The sequence below is a fragment of the uncultured Sphingomonas sp. genome, assembly GCF_964021865.1.
Taxonomy (GTDB): domain Bacteria; phylum Pseudomonadota; class Alphaproteobacteria; order Sphingomonadales; family Sphingomonadaceae; genus Sphingomonas.
In genome coordinates this window covers 15,785-28,406 of record NZ_CAXIAM010000023.1, presented here as the reverse complement: position 1 = coordinate 28,406, position 12,622 = coordinate 15,785, and the positions used below count along the sequence as shown (strand labels likewise).

Sequence of the window (12,622 nt, the reverse complement as noted above, 5' to 3'; positions counted from 1 at the left end):
CAGGTCAGCGGGTCGGGGGGAGGATCGTCGGGGGCGCGCGGAGTGGGGGACGCCAGCGGAGTGCGCTGCGTGGCGCGACCTGCGCCTTGGTGAGAAGAGGACGCCGAGACACCGCCGCCAGCGGCGGGACCAGCAGCAGCACAATCGCGAGCAACGTCGCCGGGCCGGTGACCGCGGCGTAGGCGCACGGTCGTTCAAAGCCGTCGTGCACCGGAGCGTCCTGCGCGTGATGATGCGCCGTGCTCGCCATCGCCATTCCGGGGCAGGCGACGATCGCGACCTGCCCGTGCGCGACCTGCGGCATGAACCCGGCGGGCACCAGCAATCGCACCAGCAATGCCAGCGCGGCCACGATCGCGAACAGCGTCGATCGTGTGCGAACGCCGCTCATCTCGGATGACGGATAACAAGTGCCATGTGCCGCACCGTAACGCCCGATGGTTAACGCGCCTATACCGCGTCGATCGCGATCACCACCGCGTGACGCACCGGAAAGGCGACCGAGCGCGCGATGAAGCAGCGCCGTTGCGCCTCGGCATGAAGCGCCTCGGCGAGCGCGGGGTCGGTTCCGGCGGCGATCGTGACGTGCGGGCGCAATGTCGCCTCGGTCACCTGACCGTTGCCGTCCTTGTCGAGCGTCAGCACTGCATCCGCCTCGTCACGATAGCTGGTGACGACGATCCCGACATCGGCGCACAGATGCAGATACCATAATTGATGGCAGGCGCTGATCGCCCCCAGCAGCAATTCCTCGGGATTCCAGCGCGCCGCATCGCCGCGGAAGCGTGGGTCCGACGATCCCGCGATGACCGGCTTGCCGTCGGCCGCGATCTCATGATCGCGCGCATAGCTGGTATAGCCCGCGGTCCCGACGCCGCGATTGCCGGTCCAGCGCAGCCGGACGCGCGTCATGCTGCCGCCAGCCTTCGCGTGCGGCGGTAGAGCCACCACGCGACCAGCGCGAACAGCAAGGTCCCCGCGACGAGCGCCGGCCCCTCGAACCCGTCGACCAGCGCCAGCGGTGTCTCGGTGCCGGTCTCGTAGACGATCCCTGCGAAGACGACGTTCCACAGGCTCTCGCCGACGATCATGCCGGTCGCCGTCAGCACGCCCAGCCGCTTCGCCGCCTCGGCATCGGGGCGCGCGTCAGCGCGCTTGTCGTAGAGATGGCCGATCACCGCGCCGACCACCACGGTCAATGTCGCGCTCATGGGCAAATAGATGCCGAGCCCGACCCCCAGCGGCGGCAGCCGCAATCGCTCGGCGCGCCCCAGCGCCTCGTCGAGCGCGATTGCGGCCACCCCGGCGAGCGCTCCCCAGCCGATCATCGCCCAGTTGAGGTTGCCGCCCAGCACGCCCTGCGCCAGCGCCGAGATCAGCGCCGCCTGCGGCGCGGCGAGCGCGTTCGGCCCCGCGCCCGGCATTCCGGCGAAACCGAACGAGGTGTAGAGTAATTGCATCACCGGCGGGACCACGACCGAGCCGAAGCAGACGCCGATCACCAGCGCAACCTGCTGCTTCCACGGCGTCGCGCCGACCAGTTGCCCGGTCTTGAGATCCTGGAGATTGTCATTCGAGATCGTTGCCACGCCGAACACGATCCCGGTCACGATCAGCGCATAGGCGACCAACGCCTGCGTCTGCACCACCTCGCCCTCGCGTCCGAACAGCCCGACCAGCAAGGTCGCCGCCGCGATCACCGACAGGATGCCGATCCCCGACACCGGCGAGTTCGATGCGCCGATCAGCCCGGCCATATAGCCGCACACCGCCGCGATCACGAGCCCGATCACCGCGACGAACAGCAGGCTGCCCGCGACCAGCACCCATTCATGCCCCGCGAGTGGCCCACCGCTCACCACCGAATGGAGCAGCACCGCGATCGGCATCAGAGTGGCGAGGCTCACCGCCGCGACGATGCCGATCGGCAGGTCGCGTTCCTCGATCGCGACGCTGTCGCCGCGCGTGGCGGTCAGCGACGCGCGCAGCCCGCCGATCACCGGCCTGGCGATGCGCAGCAACGTCCAGATCGCCGCTACCCCGATCACGCCCGCGCCGAAGAAGCGCACGTCGCTGCGGAACACGCCGCTCGCCCACGCCGCGACGTCACCGGCCTGCGGCGCGGCGGCGGTCAGGATCGGCAGCACGATCCACCAGCCGACCACAACGCCCAGCAGGATCGCGAGCCCCGCCGACAGCCCGATCAGATGCCCCGCGCCCAGCAGCGCGAACGACAGCCCGGCGCTCACCCCCGTCGCGCCCGCGCCGACGCGGAAGAACTGCGCGGCCTCGCCTGCGATCAGCCGCGTCTGCGTCAGGATCGAGAAGCCCGCGGCGGCCAGTGTGCTCGCGACGATCGCCGACAGTCCCTTGGCGCTCTCCACCCCGCCGTGCCGGCTCTCCTCGCCGACCTTGAGCACCTCGGCGGCGGCGCGGCCTTCGGGGAAGGGCAGCACGGTGTCGACCACCAGCGCCCGGCGCAGCGGCACCGAGAACATCACGCCGAGGATGCCCCCGGTGGCGGTGATCGTCGCGGTGGTGACGAACGGAAAGCCCTGCCACCAGCCGATCATGACGAGGCCCGGCAGCACGAAGATGATCGCTGCCAGCGTTCCGGCGGCCGATGCGACCGTTTGGACGATATTGTTCTCGAGGATCGTCGAATCGCGGAACGCGCGCAGCACCGCCATCGAGATCACCGCCGCGGGGATCGAGGTGGCAAAGGTTAGTCCGATCTTGAGGCCGAGATAAACGTTGGCGGCGGTGAACAGCAACGTGATCACGCCACCGAGCAGCACGCCGCGCAGCGTGAGTTCGACGGGGGAGCGGGTGGACGCAGAAGCCATGTCGCCTCCGTGCCACAAGTCCGCGACCGGTTACAGGGCAGGCACACCCAGGATGGTCAAGGGCGGCAATGCGAGGCGGGATTGACGTGCCCCCTTCGTTTCCTCGGACCACGTCCGGGGCGACCGTTTAAAACGTCGGCAAGGGTTCCAGATCCACCGCTACGCCGACGCACCGTCCTCTAACCGGAACCGGTAAAGCCGACCCGGCCCGTCCTCCGGCGCGAAATACAGGTCGCGGCCCTCGATCGCCATGCCCTCGGCGGTGTAGGTCCCCGCATCGATCGAGCGGCGCAGCGTCAGTTTCGGCCAGTCGAGCCAGTCGACCGTGCCGCTCCACCATGACCGCGGGCCACCCCCGACCAGATGGCCGCCGGCGAATTTGATGTCCTGATACCGTGTCGGCGAAGGGTTGGGGACAACCCGCATTCGTGCCGGCGCATCGCGGTCGATGACATAAAGCAAACGGCTGTTCCAGTTTCCCGCCACCAGCCAGCGCCCCTGCGCCGCAACGCAGCCGAGATGATCGGCGACCCGGATCCGCCGACGCATGCGCAGCGTCTCGGTGTCCAGTTCGACCAGCACCGCCGAGCTGTTCGCGCGCAGCTCCGCGACCGGCACCCACAGCGAGTGCCCATCGACCGAAATCCCGCCGGGATGATAACGCGCGCCGTCCGTCAGTTCGACCTGCCGCACGAACCGGCCCGTCGCACGGTCGAACAGGTGCAGGAAGCCGCGCCGGGTGAAGCGATCGACCGAGGTCACCCACACGCGCTGGCCCTGCAAGGCCAAGCCCTGAACGTGGAAGACTTGCCCGCCCAGCGCCGTCGCGCTGCGAAACCGCGCGCCCTCCACCTCGTCCTCGGCGGTCTGCGGCGCGGCGGCGACCGACAGGCTCGACAGCAGCAGCAAGGCGAGGGTCGTCCCCGATCGCATCCATCGACGGTTCATGGCCGGACCCCGCAGCTTGCCTGCGACGCCCATGCCCGCGCTTCATGTCAGCAGCGCGCAAGTTGCGTTGCGATTTGATGAGCGTCCTGCGTCGTTCTAAAGACGGCGGCGATGATCATCCGTCCAGCCTCGCCCGATGATGCGGCGGCGATTGCCGCGTTGATCCTCCCCATAATCGCGGCCGGCGAGACCTATGCCTTGCCGCGCGACATGGATGCGGCGGCCGCCATGGCCTATTGGCACGGGGCGGATCGCCAAACCTTGGTCGTCGAAGAGGAAGGCCGGCTGATCGGCAGCTATTTTCTTCGCGCGAATCAAGCCGGCGGCGGCGATCACGTCGCCAATGCCGGCTATATGGTCGACCCTGCCGCGCGTGGCCGCGGCGTCGCGCGCGCGATGGCGCACGATTCGTTTGATCGCGCGCGGGCGCACGGCTTCACAGCGATGCAGTTCAATTTCGTGGTGGCGAGCAATCGCCGCGCGGTCGATCTATGGCAATCGCTTGGTTTTGCGATCGTCGGGCGACTGCCCGGCGCGTTCCGGCATCCGATGCTCGGGCCGGTTGACGCTTTGGTGATGTTTCGTTCGTTGTGAACTGCCCCGCCGGGGGAACGGCCCGCCGACCGTCCCCCGCTCCGCTGCCGGTTCGACCGGCGCATCCTGTCCTGTTTTTTCCTGTTTGTCCGCGCTCTTCGGTGCGGCGAGTCGCTGCCTAGCGGACGTCGGGGCCAAAAAAAAGCCGGGCAAGGCCCGGCTGTAAAGGTTTTTAGGAGAGGATGCCTGAAAGGCACATCTTTTTTGCGCCGCAGCACGTCAGGACGCAAGTGCAATAATTCCCACTTCGATTGCAGGAATTGCAATCCAGCCGAATTCAACGCGCTCGACAGCATCAGCCGCACCGCCTAGCAGCGCGGGCTAAGGATACGGAGGCGAACATGGCGCAAGCGTTGCGGGTGGCATTGGCGGGATTGGGGACGGTCGGAGGCGGCGTGATCCGCGTGCTGGACGAGAACCGCGCGCTGATCACTCGCCGTGCCGGTCGTCCGATCGAGGTCGTCGCGGTGTCCGCGCGGGATCGGTTCAAGGATCGCGGAGTCGACCTGTCGCGCTTTTCGTGGGTCGACGACACCGCGTCGCTCGCCGAGGCGGACGCCGATGTGGTGGTCGAGCTGATCGGCGGCTCGGATGGGCCGGCGCTGGCGCTGGCGCGTCGCACGCTGGCGGCGGGCAAGGGCTTCGTTACCGCCAACAAGGCTATGCTCGCGCACCACGGGCTCGAACTGGCGCGCGTCGCGGAAGGCGCGGGGGTGCCGCTGAAGTTCGAGGCGGCGGTGGCGGGGGGTATCCCGGTCATCAAGGGGCTGCGCGAGGGCGCGGCGGCGAACGCGATCGCGCGCGTCTATGGCATCCTCAACGGGACGTGCAATTTCATCGTCTCGAAGATGGAAGCCGAGGGGCGCGACTTCGCAGAAGTGCTCGCCGAGGCGCAGGCGCTCGGCTTTGCCGAGGCCGACCCGTCGTTCGACATCGACGGCGTCGATGCCGCGCACAAGCTGTCGATCCTCGCCAGCCTCGCCTTCGGCACCGCGCCGGCGTTCGGCGACGTGGCGATCAGCGGGATCCGCCATCTGCTCGCCGCCGATATCGCGGAGGCGGCGGCGCTCGGTTATCGCGTCCGATTGGTCGGGGTCGCGGAGGCGGATGGCGAGAAGCTGTTCCAGCGTGTCCACGCGCATCTCGTCCCCAACGATCATCCGCTCGCCCACGTCACCGGGGCGACCAACGCGGTGGTGGCCGAGGGCAATTTCGTCGGCCGGCTGCTGTTCCAGGGCGCGGGCGCGGGCGCGGGGCCGACCGCCAGCGCGGTGGTCGCCGACCTGATCGACATTGCGCGCGGCGAATCCGGCCCGCCGTTCGCGATGCCCGCTGACGCCCTGGCGACAGCCGCGGCGGCGGACAGCGGCGAGCGGCGCGGCCGCGCCTATCTGCGCTTCGCGGTCGCGGACCGCGTCGGGGTGCTCGCGGAGATCGCGGCGGCGATGCGCGACGCGGGCGTGTCGATCGAAAGCCTGATCCAGCGCGGCGCGCACGCCGACGGCAGCGTGCTGGTCGCGATCGTCACGCACGACGGCCCGGAACGCTGCGTCGCCGCCGCGCTGGAGCGGCTGCGTGGGTCGCAGAGCCTGACCGGCGAACCGCTGTGGATGCATATTCTGGGGTGAAGTGTACGGCGGGAATGATCGGCGGGTGTGCGGGGTGACGCCCGCGCACCCGCCCGCTAAACCCACGGGCATGAACGAAAACCTCACCGCCGACCGCGCGACCTTCGTCACGCATCTCGAATGCTCGCTCACCGGCGAGCGGTACGAGGCGGACCAGCGCCACAATCTTTCCCGCGCCGGCCGGCCGCTGCTCGTGCGCTATGATCTCGACGCGGTCCGCGCCGCGCTGCCGCGCGAGACGCTTGCCGCGCGCGCGACCGACCTGTGGCGATGGCGCGAGTTGCTGCCGGTGCGGGAGACGCGCAACGTCGTCAGCCTCGGCGAGATCGAAACCCCGCTGATCCTGATCCCCGCCAGTGCCGGCCCCAATGTCTGGGTCAAGGACGAGGGCCGCTTGCCGACCGGCAGCTTCAAGGCGCGCGGGCTGGTGATGGCGGTGGCGATGGCCAGGGAACTCGGCGTCACGCGGATCGCGATGCCGACCAACGGCAATGCCGGCGCGGCGCTGGCGGCCTATGCCACCCGCTGCGGGATCGAGACGATCGTCTTCTGCCCGGAGGATACGCCGGAAGTGAACGTGCGCGAGATCGCGGCACAGGGCGCGCGCGTGTGGCGGGTCAACGGGCTGATCGACGATTGCGGCGCGATCGTCGCCAAAGGTGCGGCCGAGGGGCGCTGGTTCGATTTCTCGACGCTGAAGGAGCCGTACCGGATCGAGGGCAAGAAGACGATGGGGCTGGAACTGGCCGCGCAGCTCGGCTGGCGGCTGCCCAAAGCGATCTTCTACCCGACCGGCGGCGGCACCGGGTTGATCGGAATGTGGAAGGCGTTCGACGAGCTGGAGCGGCTCGGCTGGATCGGCGCGGAACGGCCGCGGATGTTTGCGGTACAGGCCGCGGGATGTGCGCCGATCGTGCGCGCCTATGAGGCGGGCGAGGAACATGCCGAGCGCTGGGAGGACGCGCATACCGTCGCCGCGGGCATCCGTGTGCCGCGCGCGGTCGGCGACTTCCTGATCCTGCGTGCGGTGCGCGAGAGCGGCGGCCGCGCGCTGGCGGTCGGCGACCCCGCGATCCTGAAGGCGGTGGACGATTGCGCGCGCAAGGATGGGCTGTTGCTGTGCCCGGAGGGCGGCGCGACGCTGGCGGCGTACCGGCAGGCGCTGCGCGACGGGCTGGTCGACGAGGAGGAAGAGGTCGTGCTGTTCAATTGCGCGACGGGGTTGAAGTATTCGATGCCGGCGGCCGAGCAGCGGCTGGACCGGCATGGGGTGATGGACTTCGACGTGTTGTAGGGACGGCTCTCGCCCAGTTGCGGACATTGCGCCAACGCTCAATAACAGCCTACACCCATGATCATGCCGTTGTCGTCCAACGCGACGTTTAACCGGCCGGTGTTAAGGTCTGCTATTATCTCCTCACCGGGCACAATCCATCGGACCCCACGCCGGTTCGAAACGCGACGTTCAATGGCGTTCCGAGTAGCTTGATCGGCCTTGCGCCCTATAAAGACCCACAGCGGCTTAGCGCCGCATGTATCTTCGCGCTGAGCCCGTGCCATCAAGCGCTCGCCAAGGCTTTGGCAGCCGACGAGCAGAATAGCACCACCAAGCGCCGCAAGCGGGGTGAAAGGAGTTCGAATCGGAACGTTACGCATACCGTGCCCTGCGCCCAAATAGTGAACGGCGAATTTCCACCAACTTTAGCCGTCCCGGCGTGCCATTTACCGTTGACAGGACGTGCCAACCAGCGCTGACACAAGCATTCAGCGCCTCACCGTGCGGCACGTTCAACAATGCGCCAACTACCATTTAGCTGCACCAATCTGACGACAAGAAGGGCACCATGCGTGGTATACCGGGCGGTAAGCCGGCAAGTGACCGTCGACGGCTCCCGAAGATCGCGTTCACCGCAGGTCACGTTCTCAAGCCTGTAGGGACTTTGCAGATGGTGAAAAAGGGCGAGCTCTCCTTTTTGCATGGCGTCGTCAGCAGTCGCCTTCCTTACAGTCTCGTCTTGGACAAGTAGGGCCGAGATCAACTCGCTATCGCTAGGACAAACCTGGAGGTCCGCGCATCGACTGGCAACCGCTAGCAGCATGAGATCGAGCATAGGTCGCCTCCTTCAGCCACTCTGGCCTAACACTAGCTTTTGCTATCCACCACTTTTATTCCTTTCCAGCGGCTGGGGATCGAACCCGCACCCCGTTGCCGCGGATCGCTGTAGCGATACGTCTACCAATTCCGTCACGCTGGCGGCAGCGGGATAGCACGCCTTTTCGCGTGAGCCGAATGTCCGCTTTCCACCACATCCCGTCATCCCACGCCGGCGAAATCCAGACGCGCAGATCCTCGCGGGAGCCACGAACGTCAGAGATTCTGGATTCCCGCCTTCGCGGGAATGACGGGGCGTGTGGGGCCGACCGTCGCCTTCAATACGGCGCACACGCCCGGCGGCGCTGCAAGCCCTTGATCGTCAGCACCAGATGCCCCAGCCGCTCGCGGACCAGCCCTTCGTCGATCAACAGCCGGATCGTCGCCGGGTCCTGCCCGCGTGAGATGATCAGCGTCGCGCCGGCGCTGCGGGCGCTCCACAGGATCGTTGCCAGTTGCTCGGACGGCGCACCGCCCATCATCGCGTCCATCGTATCCCACCCTCGGGCGTGCGGGCGACTCGTGTCGCCGCAGGGCCGAGACAGGAACGACTGCGCGCCGGTTCGTCAACGCCCCGCCGCGATCTTGATCGAAATTGATTGACGAACCGTTAACGCCGCACGGCGAAGCGCCCGGTCAGCCGCCGCCGTCGCGCTCGATATCCGCGCCGACCGCCTGCAGCTTTTCCTCCAGCCGCTCGTACCCGCGATCGAGGTGATAGACGCGCGAGACGGTCGTCTCGCCGTCCGCGACCAGCCCGGCGATGATCAGGCTCATCGACGCGCGCAGGTCGGTCGCCATCACCGGCGCGCCGACCAGCCGCGCGACCCCGGTCACCTCCGCGGTGCGCCCGCGCACGGTGATGTCCGCGCCCATCCGCGCCAGTTCGGGAACGTGCATGTAGCGGTTCTCGAAAATCGTCTCGGTCAGCGTGCTGGTGCCCGGCGCCTTGCACAGCATCGCCATGAACTGCGCCTGCATGTCGGTGGCGAAGCCGGGGTAGGGGGCAGTCGACAGCGACAGCGGCTTCAGCTCCGCCTCCGACGTGACCATGATCGACCCGCGCCGTTCCTCGATCCCGACGCCGGCTTCGCGCAACGCGTCGAGCGTCGCGCCCATGTCGGCGGCGTTGACGTTGGTCAGCTCGACCGCGCCGCCGGTGACGGCCACCGCGCAGGCATAGCTGCCCGCCTCGATCCGGTCGGGCATCACCGCATAGGTCGCGCCGTGCAGCTCGTCGACGCCCTCGATCTCCAGCGTCCCGGTGCCGACGCCCTCGATCCGCGCGCCCATCGCGATCAGGCAGCGGCACAGGTCGACGATCTCCGGCTCGCGCGCGGCATTCTCGATCCGGCTGCTGCCCTTGGCCGTCACCGCGGCCATCACGACGTTCTCGGTCGCGCCGACCGAGACGACCGGGAACGTATAGCTACCGCCCGACAGACGTCCGCCCGGCGCCGTAGCGGTGACATAGCCCGCGCTCATCTCCAGCGTCGCGCCGATCGCCTCCAGCGCCTTCAGGTGGAGGTCGATCGGGCGGTTACCGATCGCGCACCCGCCCGGCAGCGACACCCGCGCCTGCCCGGCGCGCGCGAGGATCGGGCCGAGCACCAGGATCGACGCGCGCATCTTGCGGACGATATCGTACGGCGCCTCGGTCGAGGTGAGCTGTCCGGCGCGGATCGTCATGACGCGGCCGAATTCGTCGGGCTTGCTGCCCTCGATCCGGGTCGAGGCGCCCAGCTGGTTGAGCAGGTGGCCGAAGCCGTCGACGTCGGCGAGGCGCGGCAGGTTGCGCAGGGTCAACGGCTCGTCGGTGAGCAACGCGCACGGCATCAGCGTCAAGGCGGCGTTCTTGGCGCCGGAAACAGGGAGCTTGCCAGACAGGCGGCGGCCGCCGCGGATGATGATACGGTCCATCAGCTACGCTCTATCGAAGCCGCGTGCCGACGCCAAGCGAGCGAACGCATCCGCCGGTTGATCGGCTTTAATGCGGGTCGGGGCCACGCCCGCGTAACGATTCGAGGAACTTGAGGATCAACATTGCGTGCCGACGCCTAGTTTCGCCGATCGGGTCGGCGATTTTCTGTCCCTTACCACGGTCGAACGTGGCGTGCTGTCGGGGCTTGTCGAGCGGGAACGCCCGCTGCGCCGCGGCGCGACGCTCGTGCGCCAAAACGAGCGCGGCACCGATCTCTTCGCGCTGAAAAGCGGGATGATGATGGGCTATGTGCTGCTCGGCGACGGCAGCCGGCAGATCCTGCGGCTGATCTTTCCGGGCGATCTGTTCGGGACGCAGGTGATGGCGTTCGGCAAGGCGCAACAGACGCTGGTGGCGGCCGCCGACAGCGTGGTGTCGCCGATCGACCGCGCCGCGCTGGCCGAGGCGGCGCTGCGCCATCCGCGGCTGGCGCTGGCGCTGACCGCGCTCGAACAGATCGAGAGCGCGTCGCTGGCGGAGCGGCTGGCAGCGGTCGCGAAGCTGCCGGCGCGCGCGCGGGTGGCGGGGATGCTGATCGAAATCCGCGGGCGGATGCGGCGCGGCGATCCCGCGATCGGCGACAGCTTCGCGCCGGGGCTGACGCAGGAGGAGATCGGCGACGCGATCGGGCTGACCGCGGTGCACGTCAACCGGATGCTGCGCCAGCTCGAGGATCAGGCGCTGATCGCGCGGATGGGCGGCCGGGTGACGATCCTCGACGAAGCGGGGCTGCGCCGGGCCGCGGGCCGCAACGATCGGAGTTACGAAGGCGATCTGTCGTGGTTGCCCGAGGTGGCGCCGGCGTAAGGCACGGACATCCGCATCGCCGCGGACGGTTCACCCGTCGCGCGACAGCCCGCACGCCGCGAGCTGCGCGTCGATCGCCGCCACCAGCCGCCCCAGCGCGTTGGCGTCGCGCCCCTCTGCGCGCAGTGTCAGCGCCGCTTGCGTGTTCGAGGCGCGCAGCAGCCACCAGCCGTCGTCGGTCGATACGCGCACGCCATCGGTGATCGTCACCCGCGCGCCCTGTTCGGTCAGTCGCGCGGCGACCGCCTCGACCACCGCGACCTTGCGCGCTTCGGCGACCGGCACGCGCCATTCGGGGGTGGCGACGCGCGCGGAGGTGCCCTCGCGCAGCGCGGTCAGCGATCGCCCGGACAGATGCACCGCATGGATTAGCCGCACCGCCGCATAAAGCGCATCGTCGAACCCGTAATAATCGTGCGCGAAGAAGATGTGTCCCGACAGTTCGCCGGCCAGCGGCGCGCCCAGCGCCTTCATCTTCGTCTTGATCTCGCTGTGCCCGGTCCGCCACATCACCGGCGTGCCGCCAAGATCGGCGATCCGCTCGAACAGCGCGTCGCTCGATTTCACGTCGGCGACGATCGTGCTGCCCGGCAGCGCGGCGAGGATCGGCCCCACGAGGATCGACAGGATCTCGTCACCCCACAGCACGCGGCCCTGCGCATCGACCGCGCCGATCCGGTCGCCGTCGCCGTCGAAAGCCAGTCCGAAATCGAGCTTCTTCTCCGCGACCAGTGCCTGCAGGTGCGCCAGATTGGCCTCCACCGTCGGATCGGGATGGTGGTTGGGGAAGGTGCCGTCGATGTCGCAGAACAGCAGATGATGTTCGCCCGGAAGCCGCGCGGTGAGCGCGCGGATTGCCGGCCCGGCCGCGCCGTTGCCGGCGTCCCAGCCGATCCGGTAACTGCCGCCGGCATAGCCGGCGAGCAGCCGGCCGACGTACCGGTCGAGCACGTCGGCCTGCGTGACGATGCCGGCGCCGACCTCCCAGTCGCCGGCCTCCGCGAGCCGCGCGAGATCGCGCACGTCCGGCCCACAGAAGCTGTTCCCCTGCATCACCAGCTTGAAGCCATTGTCCTCGCGGGGATTATGGCTGCCGGTTACCTGTACGCCGCCATCCACCTCTAGCGTCGCCGCGGCGAAATAGAGCATCGGCGACGGCCCGATGCCGATGCGGACCACGTCGAGCCCGGATGCGGTCAGCCCCGCGACCAGCGCCGCCTCCAGCATCGGCGAGTGCGTCCGCCCGTCATAGCCGACCGCGACGCGCGTTCCGCCCGCGCGCCGGAGGCGTGTCGCGAAGCCGCGCCCGACCGCCCAGGCGTCGGCCTCGGTCAGCGTGTCGCCGACGCGCCCGCGAATGTCATAGGCGCGCAGGATCTCGGGCGAGAGCCGGTGCGTCATCGCGGGTCCTTGAGCGCCGCCAGCAGCGTGTCGCGCGCGGCATTTACCCGCCGCGCGCGCTGTTCGGAGCCGCCGCGATCGGGGTGCAGCTCGCTCATCAGCCGGCGATGCGCGGCGCGGATCTCGCCCGCGTCGGCGCGCGCATCGACCCCCAGCACCCGCCGCGCCTCGCCGAGGGGGGAGGGGCGCTTCTTCGCCGGCTTGCGCAGCAGCACCCACACGCCCCACACGATCAGCGCCGCGACGATCCATTTCATCAGCATCG

At 68.7% G+C, this 12,622-nt stretch carries 12 protein-coding genes and 1 pseudogene; 4 read left to right on the top strand and 9 right to left on the bottom strand.

Going from position 1 to position 12,622, the window contains the following annotated elements; translation table 11 throughout:
- Positions 1–4: 4 nt before the first annotated feature.
- The 4 genes from AADI75_RS08310 to AADI75_RS08295 form a co-directional block, all read right to left on the bottom strand.
- Positions 5–391 (bottom strand): DUF2946 family protein, encoded by a 387-nt coding sequence (locus tag AADI75_RS08310; RefSeq protein ID WP_341208569.1) that lies wholly within the window; start codon positions 389–391, stop codon positions 5–7.
- 59 nt (positions 392–450) lie between these two features.
- Entirely contained in the window at positions 451–912 is a 462-nt protein-coding gene (locus AADI75_RS08305; protein ID WP_341208568.1) for an OsmC family protein, read from the bottom strand.
- Positions 909–2,846: an oligopeptide transporter, OPT family gene (locus AADI75_RS08300; protein ID WP_341208567.1), complete on the bottom strand. Its 1,938-nt coding sequence runs from the start codon at positions 2,844–2,846 to the stop codon at positions 909–911. The genes AADI75_RS08305 and AADI75_RS08300 overlap by 4 nt, the downstream gene beginning before the upstream one ends.
- 159 nt (positions 2,847–3,005) lie before the next feature.
- Complete coding sequence (locus AADI75_RS08295; protein ID WP_341208566.1) at positions 3,006–3,794, bottom strand: DUF6454 family protein; 789 nt, start codon at positions 3,792–3,794, stop codon at positions 3,006–3,008.
- A 111-nt stretch (positions 3,795–3,905) separates the two neighbouring features.
- Between AADI75_RS08295 and AADI75_RS08290 the strand changes: the two genes are divergently transcribed.
- The 3 genes from AADI75_RS08290 (at position 3,906) to AADI75_RS08280 (ending at position 7,310) form a co-directional block, all read left to right on the top strand.
- Positions 3,906–4,388 (top strand): GNAT family N-acetyltransferase, encoded by a 483-nt coding sequence (locus AADI75_RS08290; RefSeq protein ID WP_341208565.1) that lies wholly within the window; start codon positions 3,906–3,908, stop codon positions 4,386–4,388.
- 341 nt (positions 4,389–4,729) lie between these two features.
- Positions 4,730–6,016, top strand: a complete 1,287-nt coding sequence (locus AADI75_RS08285) for a homoserine dehydrogenase (RefSeq protein ID WP_341208564.1) — start codon at positions 4,730–4,732, stop codon at positions 6,014–6,016.
- A 70-nt stretch (positions 6,017–6,086) separates the two neighbouring features.
- A complete protein-coding gene (locus tag AADI75_RS08280) occupies positions 6,087–7,310 on the top strand; it encodes a threonine synthase (protein ID WP_341208563.1) in 1,224 nt (407 codons plus the stop codon).
- A gap of 880 nt (positions 7,311–8,190) precedes the next feature.
- On the opposite strand, the pseudogene AADI75_RS08275 reads toward AADI75_RS08280, so the two are convergent.
- The 3 genes and pseudogenes from AADI75_RS08275 to murA form a co-directional block, all read right to left on the bottom strand.
- Positions 8,191–8,270 (bottom strand): annotated as a pseudogene (locus tag AADI75_RS08275).
- Between the two features lie 176 nt (positions 8,271–8,446).
- The gene (locus AADI75_RS08270) at positions 8,447–8,659 is read right to left on the bottom strand and encodes a hypothetical protein (RefSeq protein ID WP_341208562.1); all 213 of its coding nucleotides are present in this window, start codon (positions 8,657–8,659) and stop codon (positions 8,447–8,449) included.
- Positions 8,660–8,804: 145 nt separating this feature from the next.
- Positions 8,805–10,088: a UDP-N-acetylglucosamine 1-carboxyvinyltransferase gene (murA, locus tag AADI75_RS08265; RefSeq protein WP_341208561.1), complete on the bottom strand. Its 1,284-nt coding sequence runs from the start codon at positions 10,086–10,088 to the stop codon at positions 8,805–8,807.
- 127 nt (positions 10,089–10,215) lie between these two features.
- Here murA and AADI75_RS08260 point away from each other — a divergent pair, with 127 nt between their 5' ends.
- Positions 10,216–10,956, top strand: coding sequence for a Crp/Fnr family transcriptional regulator (locus tag AADI75_RS08260; protein ID WP_341208560.1), 741 nt, complete (start codon positions 10,216–10,218; stop codon positions 10,954–10,956).
- A gap of 30 nt (positions 10,957–10,986) precedes the next feature.
- Here the strand turns inward: AADI75_RS08260 and AADI75_RS08255 are convergent, their stop codons facing one another.
- Together AADI75_RS08255 and AADI75_RS08250 are read right to left on the bottom strand one after the other, a co-directional pair.
- Positions 10,987–12,357, bottom strand: coding sequence for a phosphomannomutase/phosphoglucomutase (locus AADI75_RS08255; protein WP_341208559.1), 1,371 nt, complete (start codon positions 12,355–12,357; stop codon positions 10,987–10,989).
- Positions 12,354–12,620, bottom strand: a complete 267-nt coding sequence (locus AADI75_RS08250) for a DnaJ domain-containing protein (protein ID WP_341208558.1) — start codon at positions 12,618–12,620, stop codon at positions 12,354–12,356. The genes AADI75_RS08255 and AADI75_RS08250 overlap by 4 nt, the downstream gene beginning before the upstream one ends.
- Positions 12,621–12,622 lie beyond the last annotated feature (2 nt).